General features: G+C 36.8%; 16 protein-coding genes and 1 pseudogene. 2 read left to right on the forward strand and 15 right to left on the reverse strand.

What is annotated here, in order from left to right:
- Positions 1-366 precede the first annotated feature (366 nt).
- From CQZ96_RS06260 to kynU, 3 genes are all read right to left on the reverse strand, one after another.
- Positions 367-1,638 carry an MBL fold metallo-hydrolase gene (locus CQZ96_RS06260; protein WP_105714279.1) on the reverse strand — a complete coding sequence of 424 codons (1,272 nt, stop codon included), beginning with the start codon at positions 1,636-1,638 and terminating at the stop codon, positions 367-369.
- Between the two features lie 470 nt (positions 1,639-2,108).
- Complete coding sequence (locus CQZ96_RS06265; protein ID WP_105714278.1) at positions 2,109-3,476, reverse strand: amino acid permease; 1,368 nt, start codon at positions 3,474-3,476, stop codon at positions 2,109-2,111.
- A gap of 46 nt (positions 3,477-3,522) precedes the next feature.
- Positions 3,523-4,776 carry a kynureninase gene (kynU, locus tag CQZ96_RS06270; protein ID WP_105714277.1) on the reverse strand — a complete coding sequence of 418 codons (1,254 nt, stop codon included), beginning with the start codon at positions 4,774-4,776 and terminating at the stop codon, positions 3,523-3,525.
- Between the two features lie 143 nt (positions 4,777-4,919).
- Here kynU and gigD point away from each other — a divergent pair, with 143 nt between their 5' ends.
- Positions 4,920-5,372 (forward strand): Lrp/AsnC family transcriptional regulator GigD, encoded by a 453-nt coding sequence (gene gigD, locus CQZ96_RS06275; RefSeq protein WP_004721649.1) that lies wholly within the window; start codon positions 4,920-4,922, stop codon positions 5,370-5,372.
- Positions 5,373-5,759: 387 nt separating this feature from the next.
- On the opposite strand, the gene CQZ96_RS06280 is transcribed toward gigD, so the two are convergent.
- The 11 genes from CQZ96_RS06280 to moaA all read right to left on the reverse strand — a co-directional run bounded on the left by CQZ96_RS06280 (position 5,760) and on the right by moaA (position 16,025).
- A complete protein-coding gene (locus CQZ96_RS06280) occupies positions 5,760-6,383 on the reverse strand; it encodes a molybdenum ABC transporter ATP-binding protein (RefSeq protein ID WP_004721651.1) in 624 nt (207 codons plus the stop codon).
- Between the two features lie 4 nt (positions 6,384-6,387).
- On the reverse strand, positions 6,388-7,077 hold the full coding sequence (gene modB, locus CQZ96_RS06285; protein ID WP_004820372.1) for a molybdate ABC transporter permease subunit: 690 nt from the start codon (positions 7,075-7,077) through the stop codon (positions 6,388-6,390).
- Between the two features lie 9 nt (positions 7,078-7,086).
- Positions 7,087-7,830 carry a molybdate ABC transporter substrate-binding protein gene (gene modA, locus CQZ96_RS06290; protein WP_004721655.1) on the reverse strand — a complete coding sequence of 248 codons (744 nt, stop codon included), beginning with the start codon at positions 7,828-7,830 and terminating at the stop codon, positions 7,087-7,089.
- Positions 7,831-7,871: 41 nt separating this feature from the next.
- The gene (fdhD, locus tag CQZ96_RS06295) at positions 7,872-8,660 is read right to left on the reverse strand and encodes a formate dehydrogenase accessory sulfurtransferase FdhD (protein ID WP_004721657.1); all 789 of its coding nucleotides are present in this window, start codon (positions 8,658-8,660) and stop codon (positions 7,872-7,874) included.
- Between the two features lie 81 nt (positions 8,661-8,741).
- The gene (locus CQZ96_RS06300; protein ID WP_105714276.1) at positions 8,742-11,171 is read right to left on the reverse strand and encodes an FdhF/YdeP family oxidoreductase; all 2,430 of its coding nucleotides are present in this window, start codon (positions 11,169-11,171) and stop codon (positions 8,742-8,744) included.
- Positions 11,172-11,295: 124 nt separating this feature from the next.
- Positions 11,296-11,775: a molybdenum cofactor biosynthesis protein MoaE gene (locus CQZ96_RS06305; RefSeq protein ID WP_105714275.1), complete on the reverse strand. Its 480-nt coding sequence runs from the start codon at positions 11,773-11,775 to the stop codon at positions 11,296-11,298.
- Position 11,776: 1 nt separating this feature from the next.
- Positions 11,777-12,028 carry a MoaD/ThiS family protein gene (locus tag CQZ96_RS06310; RefSeq protein WP_004820361.1) on the reverse strand — a complete coding sequence of 84 codons (252 nt, stop codon included), beginning with the start codon at positions 12,026-12,028 and terminating at the stop codon, positions 11,777-11,779.
- A gap of 48 nt (positions 12,029-12,076) precedes the next feature.
- Entirely contained in the window at positions 12,077-12,700 is a 624-nt protein-coding gene (gene mobA / locus CQZ96_RS06315) for a molybdenum cofactor guanylyltransferase (RefSeq protein ID WP_105714274.1), read from the reverse strand.
- A gap of 34 nt (positions 12,701-12,734) precedes the next feature.
- Positions 12,735-13,952, reverse strand: coding sequence for a molybdopterin molybdotransferase MoeA (locus tag CQZ96_RS06320; protein ID WP_105714273.1), 1,218 nt, complete (start codon positions 13,950-13,952; stop codon positions 12,735-12,737).
- Entirely contained in the window at positions 13,949-14,872 is a 924-nt protein-coding gene (gene moaCB / locus CQZ96_RS06325; RefSeq protein ID WP_105714272.1) for a bifunctional molybdenum cofactor biosynthesis protein MoaC/MoaB, read from the reverse strand. The genes CQZ96_RS06320 and moaCB overlap by 4 nt, the downstream gene beginning before the upstream one ends.
- A 94-nt stretch (positions 14,873-14,966) precedes the next feature.
- Positions 14,967-16,025, reverse strand: coding sequence for a GTP 3',8-cyclase MoaA (moaA, locus tag CQZ96_RS06330; protein ID WP_105714271.1), 1,059 nt, complete (start codon positions 16,023-16,025; stop codon positions 14,967-14,969).
- Positions 16,026-16,346: 321 nt separating this feature from the next.
- On the opposite strand from moaA, the pseudogene CQZ96_RS06335 reads away from it, so the two are divergent.
- Positions 16,347-16,910, forward strand: a pseudogene (locus CQZ96_RS06335) (integrase core domain-containing protein); the annotation flags it as partial.
- Positions 16,911-17,054: 144 nt separating this feature from the next.
- Here the strand turns inward: CQZ96_RS06335 and CQZ96_RS06340 are convergent.
- Complete coding sequence (locus tag CQZ96_RS06340) at positions 17,055-18,062, reverse strand: AraC family transcriptional regulator (protein WP_056515336.1); 1,008 nt, start codon at positions 18,060-18,062, stop codon at positions 17,055-17,057.
- Between the last annotated feature and the right edge of the window lie 38 nt (positions 18,063-18,100).

The raw sequence follows: 18,100 nt of genomic DNA on the forward strand, positions 1-18,100 counted from the left end.
ATTTCAATGTAATATGAAAATTATGATTAAAATTGTTTAAACTTTTTACTTACTCAATTCAGAACATCAACAACCATAATATTAAAGATCACATTTACGGCAAAATACTCAAAGTATCAAAATTTTATAATTACTCATATTACTATAGTTTTTTAATAATTTATTCGATAATCTCCTATTAATGTGCATATTAGCTGAACCTAATATCACATTTATTAGAAATTTTAGAAAAATATATTAATACGACTTTAGGATTATCTCATCGATTTTATGTGTTATTAAAAACCAAATTTCTCTTGGTTTATTCTCTTCAAAAAAACCGAAATGGATAACCAATTCGGTTTTAGATTGCATATCGTCATAAAACTATTTTTTATGAGTATTCCCTTGATTCTGGATGAATTCAGCAATATTAATTACATCAAGATCCTCACTCGCATGGACAGGACCTTTAAACTCACGCCCTGCTGTTGTTTGTAGATATTCACTATTAATTTTTTCATTATCGGGCCAAATATGGTTCAATACCAATCCCTTAGCCCCCATTTTCGTAGCAAATGCACCCACACCTAAGGTTGCTTTACGATTACGAGGATCTGTTCCTGAAATAATCGCTGTATGACCATCTAAAATCTGTGTCGTCATGGTTTTTTCTAAAGGTGTACCTGCAAACACTGCTACGGCTGCATTTACATCCATCACTTCATTAATCAAAATGTCGGTATTTTTACCCAAACGAAGTAAATTTTCATTTGGAGCAGTATCACCACTAAATGTGACCGATCCATATTTAGTATCGAAGCGATAAGACCAAGCTGGATATACCAGTGGATGCTGAGCCAATGCTGCTGTCACTTTTACATAATCATCTTGATAGACCTGTATCGGATTCATCACAGGTGACATATTGCTAGGACTGGCATTTTTAGGTGCAGGTAATGCCATAATATTTAACATCCCTTGACCATTTGTTCCTGTTAAATCTCGTGGATGATCATCTGCACGACGTACTGTGTGAATTGCATTATTCATATCATAAGCATTCGCAGCAAAATGCAGCTGCATTAATTCTTTAATGCCTGGCGTTGGGTCCTCAGCATGGATTAATTTAGTATTTGGTAAATGACCAAATCCAGCATCATCACCTAATTTACCATTCGAGTCAGCACGATCTGGTCCAATCAATGCAATTTCTTGTTTGCCATATTTCCAGTTAGGGAAGTTAACATTCACAAATGGATAGAGATCATCCACATGATCAGAGTGCAAGTGTGTAATAAAAATCCCACGCACATCGCCAAAATTCAGACCACTTTCATAAAAGCGTTGTACCAAACCTGATCCTGCATCAATAACATAGACTTGACCATCTACAACCAGTGCTGTTGATGTCGCAGCCCTTAGACTTGGGAAAGGTCCTGCTCTAGTCCCCAACATAACAAGATACATACCATCGCGTGGCGGTGGAGTCGCTCTAACTCGTTTAGCTTGACGCTGCAAATAACTCGGTGTCGCACTCTTTAAACTCTTTGATTGTGTATCAGTACGATTAAAAGCTTGTTCATCTGCTGCAAAACTCAATTGGCCAATAAAACAAGTTGAAATAGCAACACACAAATATTTTTTTAAATTTTTCATATTAATTCCCTTTATATAAAACAGTCTTTAAAAATCACAGCACATCATTTTCTGTAATTTCATCCATTACGGTATTTTCAAAGCAAAACTATTGAGTTAATAGCGTTAGTTTTCTATTAATCTCAGCCAGAAAGAGAGTCCTTCACTTAAGGTTTTACATTTTACTCATCATAATTTTAACAATCATTTTTGAACAATCTTTCTAATTTTTAGGTTAATTACAACGATATTTTGAATAAAATTTAAATAATAATGAAAAATCACTCATTATATTCTATTTTATAGATCCCATCCTATTCACTGGGTCTAGCTAACATTATGCTACTCACCTATATAAAAGCTTAATGTCATTAGACCTCAATAAATTGCTTGATGTTTAACATGCTATCTTGCATTGTTATAAGACTATTCCTTATCACCCATTCCACGATTTAATAGACAGTGAATTGTTTTAATATTATTCCATTCGTTCAAGAAATTTTCTTTTTAAACCAATAAACTATTAATAACACCATTAAAAATGGAATACCAAACTGCAATGTTGATTTAAACTCGTCGGTAAACCAAGTTGTAATCATAATGCTAAATATACTGACCAAACCTAGTACAGAAATAAGTCGACTTGCTGGAATTTTAAATTTCAGTACCGTTTGATGGCTTGCAAGATGTTTTCGGAAAAAAATATGTGTTACAAAAATACTTCCCCAAGTAAATAATGCACCAAACATGGAAAGTGCAATCATGATAGGAAATGCTGACTCTGGATTAATGCTATAAACTACACTCGCAACTCCAATCCCTATAGCAGACAGCATTAATGCATTTATAGGCACACCATTGCTGCGGATTTTTCCAAAGATTTTTGGAGCATCTCCTGCACGTGATAAACTAAAAAGCATGCGGGTTGAAATGTAGAGCATGCTGTTCATCGCTGAAAGTGCGGCCACAACAACAATAGCGTTTAAAATACTGTCCGCATATGGGATACCGACCAGTCTCATGACTGTAACAAACGGACTAGTTGCATCTTTTCCAATCAATTCAGTCCATGGTACTAGCGTCACAATTAAAAATAGTGACAGTAAATAGAATAGAATCAACCGTACAGCCGTACTCTTAAACGCATATTTTACCGCTTTTTCTGGATCAGCAGCTTCACCTGCTGCCACAGCAATCATTTCAATACTAAGATAACTAAAAATAGAAATAATGACACCAATCCAGACCCCACTAAAACCATTTGGGAAAAATCCCCCATGATCAGTTAAATGAGCCGTGATATGGCTTTGCTCAGTATTTTGCGTGAGAATTCCAATTGCGAGTAATATAAATACAATAATGGCAAAAATCTTAATGGTAGAGAACCAATATTCAACCAGTCCAAAGGCTTTAACACTATAAGCATTAACCGCGAGCAAAGTCCCTGAGAAAAACATGATCCAGAACCAAGCATGAACATCTGGAAACCACATTTTCATATAATCAGCGACAGCGGTAATTTCAGTACCAACAGCAAGAACCATACAAGCCCAATAACTATAACGCACTAAGAACCCAGCTAATGGACTAATATAGTGTTCTGCATAAGCTCCAAAAGATCCTGAGGTCGGGTGCTGAACCGTCATTTCTGCAAGACATGCCATCAGTGCAAAAGCGATTAATCCACCAATAGCGTAACTGACAATAACTGCAGGACCCGCATAACTAATCGCAAACTTACTTCCCATAAATAAGCCAGTACCAATCGCACCACCAATGGCAATCATACTCATTTGCTTTGCAGTCAATTTTTTATGTAGGCCCGATTCCCTAGTTTGAATTTCATCAAAATTATTCATAAACCCCTCCTGGGTAAATGTATTTTTGTTAATAAAGCAACTTAAATTAAGTGACTTGCCCGCGAACTTGATATTCGCTGTTCTCCCATTCACCTAATATCATGACTTGCTTTAGGTGCTGTACAGCATCCCAAATATCAACAAAACCGAGATATAAAGGGGTGATTCCAAAACGCAATACTTCAGGCTCTCGATAATCACCTATTACCCCGCGCTTAATTAAAGCTTGGATAATCTCATAACCAAATTGATGTTTATAACTCACATGACTACCACGATGTTTATGAACAACTGGGGTAATCATTTCGAATCCAAAGTCAGTACATTCTTGCTCGACTAAAGCCATAAATAAATCTGTCAGCTTTAGCGATTTTGTTCGAATTTTCTCCATGCTGGTATTGAGGAAAATATCTAAACCACACTCAATGAGACTCATTGAAATAATACTTTGAGTGCCACATAAATAACGACGAATACCTACTGCTGGTTCATAGTTTTGAGCCATATCAAAAGGTTTGTTGTGCCCCCACCATCCAGATAAGGGTTGCCAGAACGTATTGTGATGCTTCGGATTAACCCAAAGTAAAGCTGGAGAGCCAGGGCCACCATTTAAATATTTATAAGTACATCCAATCGCAAAATCACTATCTGTCTGATTTAATTCAATCGGAACAGCACCAACAGAATGACAAAGGTCCCAAATAATCAAAGCACCTTGAGCATGAATTTTTTGGTTAATTTCGTTCATGTCATACAAATAGCCAGTACGATAATTCACATGTGAAAGCACCACCACAGCAACATCGTTTTGATTTAAGAGTACATCTAAGTCATTTTCGTTTTCAATTAATTCCAAACGATAGCCTTGATGAATAAGATCCAAAAATCCTTCAATGATATAGATATCCGTTGGAAAGGCATCCTTCTCAGCAATAATTACTTTACGTGAAGCATCCTTTTCTGCTTGAATTTTCACAGCTGAAGATAAGACCTTAAAAAGGTTTAATGTCGTTGAATCGGAAATAACCGTTTCACCAGCATTTACACCAATTAATTCAGCAACTTTATCTCCCAAACGCGTAGATAATCCCCACCAATCTGCGGTGTTCCAGCTATTAATCAGGTCATTGCCCCATTCTTGAGAAATAACGTGTTGTGCTAAATCTAATGATTTGGCGGGTCGAGCACCTAATGAATTACCATCAAGATAAATAACATTTGTTGGAAGTGAAAATTCGTTTTTAAATTGTGCTAGTGGGTCTTCTTTATCCCAAACTTGACATTGTTCACGTGTAATCATGTTTTCTCCTTATGGAAATCGTCCTTTATTTAGTTAAATATTATCATGATGAAAATATGATTTATTCGATAGTATCTAGTCATTTTCTTATATTTTGATATATAATTCTAATTAAATGGATTATATTTGAAGGATATCCCATCATGGATTTAGATGTTATTGATCTTAAAATTCTAAAACTGTTGCAAGAAGATGCACGCTTAAGCAATCAAGATCTGGCTGATCTTGTGCACTTATCTGCTTCTGCTTGTCATCGTAGAGTAAAGATTTTGGAATCAAATGGAATTATTGAAAAATACCAAGCGAAAATAAATTATGCGAAATTGGGTATCAAAATAGAGGCAATGGTTGAAATCAAGTTGGCTCATCTTACCGATGAAGATCATCACACCTTTATGACTCAAATTAGGGATTTTGATGAAGTAATCAACGTTTATATTATTACTGGCGAATCCAACTATGTATTGTGGGTGGCAACAAAAGACCTAGATTCTTTTTCACAATTTATCATCAACAAACTCAATAAAATTAAAGGTATTATGAATATAAATTCGAAGATCGTTTTGAAAAAAGTGGTGCAAAAAAGTTTGATTTAAAATTTACTTAATTGTTGATCATAGCGACTATCTAGCAGAAAGGGTTCAGTAACGCCCTATCATATATGGTTTAGTTAAATACCTATTAAAACCATGAATCAAAGTAATTTTTAAATTTTTTAAAGAATATTCTAAGGTATGTAATTTTTAAACGACCAAAAGCCTCCGTCTAATGAGCTTGAGTATTTTTTTAAGGAGTTCCATTTACTCATTTAGAATATTGTGAACCTTTTTACGTATATTTTGTATTATTTTCTATCGTTTATTTTTTTAGCATGATGTTTGATCAGCTGAAACACCTAACTGGCTTCCATAGCATGCGACGTTATTTCTTCTAGTTCTAGAAAAAATATAAGATGAACTTTTCAAATTAAACCCAATCGACAATCATGATAAGTGCCAAATGGTATCTGTTAACAGTTTGACTTCCTCAATATCATGAGTCACATATAACATAGGAATTTTAATCTCATTCTTTATTTGTTGAAAGAATGGAATAATTTCAGCTTTATGCTCTGCATCCAATGCAGATAAAGGTTCATCTAATAGCAGAATATTCGGCGAATATAAAATCGCACGCCCCAATGCCACGCGTTGTTTTTCGCCTCCAGAGAGGTGTATTGGCATCCGATCAAGTAGATGGCTTAGCTTTAATAATTCAATGATATAGTCCAACTCAAATTGACGTCGCTCAACATCAATTCGGTTATATCCAAACTTTAAATTTCCCATAACATTTTTATGTGGGAATAATTGGGCATCTTGAAAGACTAACCCCACACGGCGTTTTTGAGTGGGGATATTTATTTTTGTTTCATGATCAAACCAAGTATCTCGGTTCACTTTGATCCAGCCTTGTTGTGGCGTATGTAAGCCAGCTATCGCATTTAAAATGCTGGTTTTACCTGAACCAGAATGTCCAAATAATCCCACAACACTTTCATCAGACTTAAATTGCTGATTTAAATTAAATTTATTAAATTTCAGGGTTATTTTAAAATCGAAATGCATTACGTTAACTCTGTTTTTTCTTTTGATAGCGGTGAAACCACTGTGCAAACCATAATGCCAAAAATGCCACAGTCAATGAAATCATAATCAGACGTTGCAATGCATGATTCATATCAGGCTGTTGCATCAAACTATACATCGCAAGGGGTAAAGTTCTGGTTTCACCTTCAACATTCCCCACAAAAGTAATTGTTGCGCCAAACTCTCCTAAACTACGACAGAAACATAAGATTGCACCAATTAAAATACCGCTACTCGCTAAAGGCAAGGTCACATGCATAAAAGTTGAAAATGCAGATGCACCCAAAGTTTTTGCAGCCATTTCTAGCTTTTGATCAACAAGTTCAATCGCCAGACGAATCGATTGGACCAATAATGGAAATCCCATCACTGCCGAAGCCAAGACTGCACCTTTCCAATTAAATGCAAAATCTAGGCCGAACTCCGTTAAATATTTCCCTAAGAAGCCTCGATTACCAAAAACTTGTAAAAGTAAAAAACCTGGCACAACTGGCGGTAACACCAAAGGTAAAAAAATCAATGTTTCAAATAATGATTTTCCGAAAAAATCTTTACGTGCCAAAATCCAGCCAACGATAATGGCTGGAATCAAGCTAAAAATCAGACAAAAACCAGCAACTTTACAAGAGAGTTTTAAAACTTCAATTTCTGCTGGTGACAGTACATCAAACATAACCGATTTCTAATTGAGAACGCTAAAACCATATTTCTTAAATATGGTTTTAGCTTCATTGCTTTGTAAATATTGATAAAACTTAACAGTTTCAGGGGTCGGTTTTACCATCCCCATTGGGTAAACAATCGGTGTATGCGTGTTTAACGGAAACTCAGCAATAACCTTAACGTCTGGACTAATTGCAGCATCAGTTAAATAAACAATCCCCACATTACATTCCCCACGTGCCACAAAATTCAGTGCAACGCGAACATCTTCTGCTTGAACTAAACGCGGCTGAATTTTTTCCCACCACTGCAATGAGGTCAAAGCTTGCTTTGCATACTTTCCAACAGGAACACTTTTCGTATCGCCTGTACAAAGCTTGCCTTTAAATGCAGTAGTTGGGTCAAATGACGGGGTCATTTTGAATTGTATGTTTTGATTTTTCGGGCTAATCAATACCAAACGATTACCAAGTAAATTCTTTCTATTTTTAGGATTAATCAATTTTTTATCTTGTAAATAATTCATCCACTGCTCATCGGCAGAGATAAATAAATTGGCTGGCGCCCCTGCTTCAATCTGTTTTGCCAGTGTCGATGAACCTGCATAAGATGTTTTAATTTTTATATTATTTTTCTTTTCATATTTTTGATCTAGTTCTGCTAGAACATTGGTTAAACTGGCTGCAGCATAAACTGTGATTGTATCTTCTGCATAAGCATGGCCCATGGCAAGCAAACTTAAACTAAATAAAAATTTTTTCATCGACATCTTCCTTTGAATAACAAAAAATTGATCGCTAAGCATTACTGACTATAAAGGACGAAACCGTCACCCCGACAAAAGCTTGCCAATGTGAGACCTGAAGCTTGTGCCATCTCTATTGCCAGACTGGTAGGCGCAGAAATTGTTGCTAGTAATGCGATATTTAATACAACACACTTTCTAATCAGTTCATAACTTGCTCGACTGGTCATCACCACAAATCCTTTTGACAAATCAAAGTTCTCTGCTGAGATATGGCCCAGTAATTTATCTAGCGCATTATGTCGTCCAACATCTTCAAAAATAGCATGAATGATCCCCTCCACAACCCAAGCAGCAGCATGAGCTCCGCCAGTCACAGCGGTAATCTTTTGCTGGTTTTTTAATTGTTTGATTGCGTTAGGAATTTCTCTTAACCATTCTGATTGAATTGTAGAACTAATTTTTGGTAATGAAAATTGAAGTTGTTGAAGACTTTCTATACCACATAAACCACATCCTGTTCTACCAATCAGCATTCTGCGGTGTTGTTTTAATGCCATAAAAGCTTTTGATGAAATTTTCATCTCAACCTGTATACCAAAATTGTTGTGAATAATATCAAGCGAGTAAAGTTCTTTTAAACTTGCAATTATTCCTTCAGAAAGGCTAAATCCTTTTGCGAATTCAGCGATATCAGTTGGTGTAGCCATCATCACAGCATGAGATATACCGTTATAAACCAATGCGATAGGATATTCTTGAACAACCTGATCAAACTGAACATCTGTTTTATCTTGATCAAATCGTGTAATTTGAACTGACGCATAACCTGAAAATTGTGGTTCCAACTTGAGCTTTCCTTACAATTTAGGATAGCAACCATAGGTTACTATCCAATTTCACGTTTCCTGCAATAAACCAGTAAATAATTAAATCTCAACCTTTTTTTCTGCATTCTCAGGATCGACTTCAGTAAATAAATTGAAGTGCTCAGGTGCATCTCCAGCATGTAAAATAACAGGAACACTTTTTGAAGCTGGAATCTTGGCATATTGATCATGACTTGAAAGCGCAACCAGTGGATTGGTTTCAGGATAATAAGCGGCCAGACTTCCTGGTGGAATGTTATAGGGAACGATTCGGAAACTTTTCACGACTCTTTTTACCCCATCAGAGAATACACTTTCAATATCAACCCATTGATCAGCAACAAAACCAGCTTCATCAATATCTTGTTGATTTATAAATAATACACGGCGCTGGCCAAACACACCTCTATAGCGGTCATCTAGGCCGTATAAGGTCGTATTGTACTGATCATGCGAACGAATCGTCATTAAAGTGTAGACTTTGCTTTTCGTATACTGGGCAGAAAATTGATTTTCTTGATCATTATAGACTTGGCTTAATGGCGTAATGAGGAATTGTGCTTTACCCACGGGGGTATTCCAAACTTTAACATTGGCAGGATGAATCAGATGGAAACCACCCGGTTGATAGGCTCGTCCATTGAAATCTTTAAATTCCTCAAAAACCTCTTCAATAGAATCACGTATACGATCATAGTCCTCAACATACCAACGCCATTTAATTTTAGAGTCAGGTAATGTCGCTTCAGCCATTCGTGCAACAATATCAGGTTCTGAAAGCAAGTTCTTTGATGCAGGTTCATTGCGCCCAGCGGATAAATGCACATTACTCATTGAATCTTCAACTGAGATCGCCTGATTTCCTTTCAGTTGTTTATCCAATTCGGTACGACCTAGACATGGAAGAACCAAGGCGTCTTTACCACACACGAGATGGCTACGATTGAGTTTTGTTGCAATATTTACAACAAGTGAGCAGCGTTTTAGCGCTTCTTGAGTATATGGGGTGTCAGGTGTCGCAACTGCAAAATTCCCGCCTAAAGCAATAAAGACTTTAACATCGCCCTCATACATCGCTTTAATCGTTTCTACCACACCATAGCCATGTTTACGTGGCGATTTAATGTTGAACACACGATCAATATCATCCAACATTTTTTCACTTGGTAACTCGTTGATCCCCATGGTCCGATCACCCTGCACATTACTGTGCCCACGAACTGGACATAGGCCTGCTCCCGGACGACCAATCTGTCCTTTCGCCAAAAGTAAATTAGCCAACATATGAACATTCGCTGTACCGTGTCTATGTTGTGTTATGCCCATCCCCCAACAAAAAATTGAACGCTCAGACTCGCAAAACATTTTAGCAATTGATTCTAAGTTTTCCGAAGAGAGGCCTGAATACTGATAAATATCACGCCATTCTGTTCGGTCAACTTCTTTTAGCATTTCATCAAAGCCAACAGTATTCTCAGCAATATACTGCCGATCAAATACCCCCTTTTTACCTGCGAGTATTGCCTGTTTATCCCATTCATGAAGATGCTTCATCATACCCAACAAAAGTGCATAATCTCCGCCAATTTTCGGCTGAAAATAAAAGCGACTAATGGGCGTACTGCCATTCGTCATCATCTCAATTGCTGCTTGAGGATCCTGAAAACGCTCTAACCCACGTTCTTTGATTGGATTAATCGCAATAATATTTCCACCTCTACGCGATACTTCACGTAAAGTTCCTAACATTCGAGGGTGGTTGGTACCAGGATTATGCCCAAAGCTAAATACGGTATCCGCTTGATCAAAATCATCTAAAGTAACGGTCCCCTTGCCAAGCCCAATTGAATCTTTCAAACCAATACTGGTGGTTTCATGACACATATTTGAACAATCAGGGAAGTTATTTGTTCCATAACTTCTGACAAATAACTGGTACAAGAAAGCCGCTTCATTGCTTGCCCGACCAGACGTATAAAATGCTGCCTGATCTGGATGATCCAAAGCTTGAAGATGTTGAGCGATAAGCTTAAATGCATCATCCCAAGAAATTGGGACATACTTATCTGTAGCCACGTCATAACGTATTGGATCTGTGAGTCGCCCCAAATCTTCGAGGTAAAAATCGTTTTGCTCAGCTAACCAACTCACCGTGTGATGCGCAAAAAATTCTGGAGTAACTCGTTTACTGGTTGCTTCGAATGCAACAGCTTTTGCACCATTTTCACAAAAGTTAAATGCGTGCGTATCTTTTTTCTCAGGCCATGCACAACCAGGACAGTCAAAACCTGTCGGCTGGTTAATATTCATTAATGTAATTGAGCCTTTGGCAAAGACTTCTTGCCTTTTTAAATTTCTAGCAACACTCAACAAAGCGCCCCAACCACCAGCTGGGTGCGTATAGGGTTCGATACGCGCGAAATTGGTATTCTCCTGAATATGGCGTTCTTGACCTTCTGTTTCAGGTTTATTTTTTTCTAAATCGTTCATTTGAGTGCCCTCTTTAATGGCTTATCTGATTAAAAAATCAGCTCAAGAAAAAATTCATTTACTTTACATGGTAACTTTTCATAATAATCATTCTTATAACTTAAGCTGCTTAATTTACAACGACTTAATGAGAATGTGAATTCAAATGAAGATGTTTATGTGCAACATCATCATCTTTCCGGATACAACAGCCAGCAACATATTCACTGGAACCATCTGAGTAAAACTCTTCTTTCCATACTGGAACTTCATGTTTTACACGTTCTACAGCCTCTTCACACGCCATAAAAGCTTCTCTTCGATGCGGCGCATAAGCCACTGCGATGATTGCTTTGCCTCCGATATCTAGAGCGCCAATTCTATGAATAACCTGAATATATGATACTGCATATTTGTTTTGTATTTCTTGCTCAATTACACGAATCATTTTTTCAGCAATGGGCGTATAAGCAGTATATTTTAATGCCTTAACACTGCGACCTTCATGGTGATTTCGAACCGTTCCAATAAAAATTCCAATACCACCACATTCAGGAAAATGATCAATGGTTTTAAAATCATCTAAACTCAGATCCGTTTCCTTAATCCGAGATCCATTTGTCATGTTAGCCTCCTGCTACAGGGGATAATAAAACCAATGTACAATGGTTTGTTAATCGATGTCGACGGGGAATAATTTCTTCACCAATCGCACATGCACACTTCTCTAAAAGACTAGCGCAATCAGGATATTGATCAGAAATTTGCTGCAAAATTTCTGAGACCATACTATTTTCAACACAAGAAAAATTTAAATCTTTAGGTAACAGTCTTTCAATTGCACCATAAGTTTCAATCTTAATTTGAATCTCTGCCATTTAACACCTTTACTTAAGCATAGCGCCACAATGAGTATTTAGGGTGAACTAAATTGAATTTGAACGACTGAATATGTGTAATTCTTCACGGTATAGTCTTAACTCCTGTTCTGAATTAATGCTATGAAAACTTATAGGGTTTTCATATTTAACGACCTTTGGATTCAAATCATCAAAGCATTTTCGAATACTTAATTGTTCATTAGCCAAATGCTTTTCGAGCGTAGCTAAGCTGTCTCTTTTCAACAAACAAAAGGGGTAAAGGTTTTGTTCGTTTATAGAGATAAATACAGCTTGAGAATTTTCTGCCTCCAATAAAGCTTGATGCATTTTTGATAAGACATCTTTAGGGATAAAAGTAATATCGCAGGGAATGAACAGAATATAATCTGTAGTTACATGTGCCCATGCGCTTTTCATTCCCATTAATGGCCCTAAAAATCCCGCCTGATCATCTGAAAAACAGGCTATTTCAGCGATGATCTCCTGATAAACAATACAGTCCTGATGACTATTCACCCAAATTTTCGCAACCTCATCACAAAATTGATTGTAGATTTTAAGCAGTTGCATTTCATGATCAAACTGCTGCAAAAGTTTGTTTTTACCTTGCATCCGTCTAGCTTGACCACCAGCTAAAATGACTAAGTCAGTATTTGGATATTGAGACATTTTATTGTTACCCAAGCGTATCAGACTCAAAATACTAAAGACGAATGAACTCAATGAATTTGGGGCAATTTTCAGCATTGTTAAATGCTGGAATTCGACCAATGACATTCGCTTCACTTAAATTACTTAGCATATGCGATTGCTGTTTTTTGAGTTTTGAAACACTAAGTTGCCCTTGCTCATCAACATTCAATTTCATACGCAACAGTTGTTCTCGACTATCACCCTTTACAGCTTCGCTTAAGCTTGCCTTCTCCCATTCTGGTTTGGCTTCTTTTAAACCTTGCATTGCTTTAAGCAAAGTGAACACATGGATTTCTAAACAAACAAATACTGCTGCTGGATTCCCCGGCAACCCTAATAAATAGGAAGACTGGTTTGGTTTTTTATATTCAGCAAAATAAATCGGTTTGCCTGGTTTCTGAGCAACTTGCCAAAAAATTTCATTTGCCCCTAATGCAAGAGAAACAGGACGAATCAAATCATAATCTCCAACTGAAACCCCACCAGTCGTGATAACTAAATCGTAATGATCTAAGGCATTTGCTAAAGCCTTTTTCAAGACAGTTTCATCATCTATCACATGTTCTAAATGGATCGAGTAAAAACCTCTTTCCTTCAACCATGTCAAAACCATTGGCGAATTCGCATCAAAAACCTGAGCGCTATTATCAAGGCTTTTGCTGACTTCATCCCCTGTAATCAATACAGCAATACGAGGATGGTTAAAAACACTGACCTCTTTTACCCCTGCCATACTTAGTGATGCAACTAAGCCACTTTTTAGATATTGGCCCTGCTTTGCCAATATTGTCCCAATGGATAATTCTTCGCCTTGATAACGAATATCCGTCCCTTTGTTAAGCGCTTGATTTAAGCTGATTCGGCTATCTAGTTTAGATACTATTTCTTGTCTGGCAACTGTATCAGCCGAATCTGGTAATTTACCGCCTGTAAAAATTCGAACACATTGTCCAGACTCAATCTGAACATATTCTTCAATACCTGCGCGTATTTCTCCAACCAATTCAAACACGGTAATACCGGCAAGAATATCTTCGCTTTTTAAGGCATAGCCATCTACTGCACTCTGAGTAAATAGAGGTAATGCAATCTCAGACAGGACATCTTGTGCCAGATAATGTTGATGTGCTTCTACCAGTGGCAGAGTCTGAACCGCTCGTGATTCAACCGTAGAATAAGCTGCCAATGCTTGATCTAAACCTATTAATCCTTGACCAGAACAACTCATTCATAACCTCCTGGGTGTGGTAAGTCTCGACATACATCAAAGATATGCACCAAGGCAGGTAAAATCGCTGCCATAGATTCAGAAGCACCACCACGGCTTCCTGGTAACGTAATAACTAATGATCGGTCAATAAAACCAGCTACACCACGAGACATTGCAGCATAAGGTGTCCGTCTTTGCCCAAAAGCACGTGCCGCTTCCATCAGACCATTCAGCTCTCTTTCCAATAATGGTTCTATCGTATCAACAGTAATATCGCGCTTACCTATGCCTGTCCCACCCACCGTAATGATGCATCCATAAGATTGCACCAATTCTGCAATCAATTGTTTTAGTTGCAAAGGCTCATCAGCGATGATTTGATAGTGAATTGGATCAAATCCAGCCTCAGTTAAGGTTTCAACCACAGAACGTCCCGCAGTATCAGGTTTTTTGCCAGAAGCGACACTATCTGATAAAACAATGACTGCAGCTGATACAGCTTGTCGAAGATGACGTTTATAGTGCGATTTCCCGCCCTTTTTCAATTCAAGTTTGCAATGACCAATCATCAGTTCATCTGGTTCACAATGCGGTTTCAACATGTCATAAATCGTGAGCGCAGCCAGACTTGCGGCAGTTAAAGCCTCCATTTCAACACCAGTTGGCGCAATCGTTTCTACGGTTGCCGTAATCTTGACGCGATCTGCTAGTATTTCAAAATCGACATCAGCTCGATAAATAGGTAAAGGATGACAAAGCGGAATAAGCTCATCAGTACGTTTGGCTGCAAGAATCCCTGCGATTCGTGCTGTTTTTAGTGCATCGCCTTTTTCAGTATTACCCTCTGCTAATAATTGTAAACAATGCGGAGGCGCGAATAACTCTGAACTTGCAGTAGCAATACGATAACTCTCAGGCTTCATGCCTACATTTTTCATAAAAAATCCTGTCAATTTAAATAATACACAACTTCACGATAAGCGATTCATTTCAAATAAAAAAGCATATACAATTCTATCTCTATGTATAAAATCAACCGCCAATAGAATGCATACTAATCTTACGAATGGGTGCAGCTTGGTAAGCAATATAGCCTGCCTTTTTTTGCCAAACCGTACCCAAAATTGTTGCTATCAATTGTTTTCCCTGAGCTTTATCCAATAAATGTCGAACAGAAATACCTGTATTGGCAAACAAACATGTAAATAACTCACCCGTCGCGGTTAAACGCAAACGATCACAACTTTGACAAAAAGGCTTGCTGATGGTGGAAATAATACCCAGTTTAAAACGTTGATTGAGTGTATATATTGTGGCTGGGTCATTATTTCGCTCTAATTTATCGATGCGAAAATATGGCGAAAGTATATTGATAATGTCATCCTCAACCACGACTTTCTCACGCTTCCAATGCTCAGGTTGATCCAATGGCATGTATTCAATAAATCGTAGTTCAAAGTCATTTCTATAAGCCCACTCAGTTAATGGCAATATTTCCTGATGATTCTCTCCATAGACCAAAACACAGTTGAGTTTAATTGGGATATTTGCAGCTTTTGCCGCCTCAATTCCTTTTAATACGGGTGTTAAGGGTTTTTGAGTCATTTTAAAAAAAGTGTCTGGATCAACACTGTCTAAACTTATATTTAGATCATCAAGCCCAGCTTGTTTTAGCTCAACTGCATATTTTTCTAAATAATAAGCATTCGTCGTCATTGAGACACGTTGTAAACCTAAGGGTCTTAACGTATTGAGCGTATAAATAAAATTAACCAGCCCTTTTCGCATCAACGGCTCGCCACCCGTTAAGCGAATTTGAGTGATGCCAAGCTTAATCATCACTTCGCAAAATCTATAAAGTTCTTCAAAACTTAAAATATCCTGTTTAGCTAACCAGGTCGGATGATCAGGCATACAATAACTGCATTTAAAATTACATCGATCAGTCAACGAAATTCTTAGTTTTCTTTTGTGTCTTTGAAACTGATCAACTAATTTCGATTCAGGTAAATGTGCTGATAAAATAGATTCAAACTGGCTTTTTGTTTCAGAGCTTATGCTTACAGAGCTTTGTTTTAATACCTTCATCATTTTATTTCTCAGCACTTAAAAACAGTTTTGCTTCATTAAAGTTGCGTGGCAAAAATAGATAAATCAGTAATAACACCTAATCTAGGTACCCTACACCTTGCTCATTCAAAGCCTAATCAACCTTTCTTATTGAACTTTGTTGTAAAACCAGTCCGCATGGCCTTGTTCAGCAATATCATTCACAGATCAACAAACCCGTATCTAAAACCTATCATACAAGCCATTCATCTTCTACTGCCAAGCCTTGATAAATCGATGAAATCTCTCAATAGCTTTGTTCCAAAACGTAATCGTATACACAAGCCAAAGGTAAACATGAAAGAAACACACCATCCAGAATATCTTAGAGCACAAGATATCTTTTACATTGGCAATCTCAAAGGTGTTGGTCGAATCTTTCAACAAACTTTCATCGACACCTACAGCAAAGTCGTTCGCAAGCTCTATACAACGAAAATACAGATTACAGCAGCAGATCTTTTTAAATGATCCTGTATACCATTTTATCAGTCACATGATCTACCAATGCTGCGTATCCTGACAGATATGGTATTGGATATTGCGGTAAGGTTGAACAACATAATTATGAGCTATGTTTAGCCATCAATGATATTGATCACACAAAAACAAAACCAGCATTCCCACAAACGAATGGAATATGCGAGCGTTTCCATAAAGACGATCTTGCAAGAGTTTTATCAAATTACATTTAGGAAGAAGCTATATAGTACATTAGCGGAATTACAAGCTGCTCTAGACGTTTGGCAAAATTCTATAATACTGAACGAACTTATCAGGAGAAAAATGTGCAGTGGTCACACACCACTAGAAACATTATTTGAAGGGAAGCGAATTTGGGCTGAAAAGAATCTAGCTCAAATTTAACCTAACAGACACACTAAAAAAGGGTAACTGTCAGATCAGGCTTGAGCGAGTACATGTAAATTTAACAGAAGTAATTTCTGGGCCATTTCTAATAAAACTTAGTGAATTTAACAAAACAAATATAATTCTTTAACTTTACCAAATTCAAATAGCATCTTTATTAAAATCTTTTCTCCATTGTATTGGACTCATACCAAACCAAGTTTTAAATGCTCGGTTGAAAGAACTTTGTTCATTATAAGCGAGCAAAGCTGATATTTCATTAATGTTCAATGACCTGTCCTCAAGGTATTGTAATGCCAGTCCTTTTCTAACTTGGTTAAGACGTTGCTTAAATGTATAACCTTGTTTTTGTAATTTGTATTGAAAAATTCTCGTAGGAAGACCTACTTTTTTGGAAACATATTCAATATTGATATTACCTTGATGAATAGCTTTGATAATATTTTGTTGCACCAACTCATCAAATGAATTCACCTCTGGTAGCTCCGTCAACAAAATGTCTGCTTGCCTATTTAAAATATTTTTTAAAACAGGATCAGCCTTATTTATTGGCAACTCTAAATTACTTTTCGCAAAAAACATCCTTGTTCTATTTTTTGAAAACTCAATATTACAATCAAAATATTTTTCATAAGTACGTGGATTTTTGGGTCGATCGAATACAAACTCCACTTTGTTCAACTTCACAACATTGGGCGCTACAATGATGTTTACAATATTAAAAAATATAGCAATCATTGTCTCATCCGCTAACTTACCCGCTTTAAAGTTTGCATCAAACTCCCATGAAACAACAAGGCTTTCATCTTCAATAGAAACTTCCATTTGCATAAAGTCATAACAGAGCCTTTGATATTTAATAAAAAAAGGCAGTGCATCATATAAGCTTTCACATGATAAGCCGATGTATCCTAAAATACCTAAATGTGAAGGTTTTACATATCTAGCAATTTCTAATCCTAGAGATGGTCTATTATATTTTTCTTCAATTGCTTTCAACATTGCTAACCATTCAGTAAATGGAATTCGTTTGTATTCATGCAAATTGTTTGAAATTTTAGCGACATTTAAATTTTTTTTTAAAACAAAAAGCTCTAACAAATCAATTAAACCGCTCGTCACAGACTTCAAACTATAAATACGCTTCATCTTTAATTTCCCCTGTACATCTAAAAAAGATTAATCGC

Source organism: Acinetobacter sp. MYb10 (assembly GCF_002980175.2).
Lineage (GTDB): Bacteria > Pseudomonadota > Gammaproteobacteria > Pseudomonadales > Moraxellaceae > Acinetobacter > Acinetobacter guillouiae.

Excerpts from the sequence above, each read along its gene's own strand:
- CQZ96_RS06260 (WP_105714279.1), bottom strand. The coding sequence starts at position 1,638 with ATGAAAAATTTAAAAAAATATTTGTGTGTTGCTATTTCAACTTGTTTT.
- CQZ96_RS06265 (WP_105714278.1), bottom strand. The coding sequence starts at position 3,476 with ATGAATAATTTTGATGAAATTCAAACTAGGGAATCGGGCCTACATAAA.
- kynU (WP_105714277.1), bottom strand. The coding sequence starts at position 4,776 with ATGATTACACGTGAACAATGTCAAGTTTGGGATAAAGAAGACCCACTA.
- gigD (WP_004721649.1), top strand. The coding sequence starts at position 4,920 with ATGGATTTAGATGTTATTGATCTTAAAATTCTAAAACTGTTGCAAGAA.
- CQZ96_RS06280 (WP_004721651.1), bottom strand. The coding sequence starts at position 6,383 with ATGCATTTCGATTTTAAAATAACCCTGAAATTTAATAAATTTAATTTA.
- modB (WP_004820372.1), bottom strand. The coding sequence starts at position 7,077 with ATGTTTGATGTACTGTCACCAGCAGAAATTGAAGTTTTAAAACTCTCT.
- modA (WP_004721655.1), bottom strand. The coding sequence starts at position 7,830 with ATGAAAAAATTTTTATTTAGTTTAAGTTTGCTTGCCATGGGCCATGCT.
- CQZ96_RS06300 (WP_105714276.1), bottom strand. The coding sequence starts at position 11,171 with ATGAACGATTTAGAAAAAAATAAACCTGAAACAGAAGGTCAAGAACGC.
- CQZ96_RS06305 (WP_105714275.1), bottom strand. The coding sequence starts at position 11,775 with ATGACAAATGGATCTCGGATTAAGGAAACGGATCTGAGTTTAGATGAT.
- CQZ96_RS06310 (WP_004820361.1), bottom strand. The coding sequence starts at position 12,028 with ATGGCAGAGATTCAAATTAAGATTGAAACTTATGGTGCAATTGAAAGA.
- mobA (WP_105714274.1), bottom strand. The coding sequence starts at position 12,700 with ATGTCTCAATATCCAAATACTGACTTAGTCATTTTAGCTGGTGGTCAA.
- CQZ96_RS06320 (WP_105714273.1), bottom strand. The coding sequence starts at position 13,952 with ATGAGTTGTTCTGGTCAAGGATTAATAGGTTTAGATCAAGCATTGGCA.
- moaCB (WP_105714272.1), bottom strand. The coding sequence starts at position 14,872 with ATGAAAAATGTAGGCATGAAGCCTGAGAGTTATCGTATTGCTACTGCA.
- moaA (WP_105714271.1), bottom strand. The coding sequence starts at position 16,025 with ATGATGAAGGTATTAAAACAAAGCTCTGTAAGCATAAGCTCTGAAACA.
- CQZ96_RS06340 (WP_056515336.1), bottom strand. The coding sequence starts at position 18,062 with ATGAAGCGTATTTATAGTTTGAAGTCTGTGACGAGCGGTTTAATTGAT.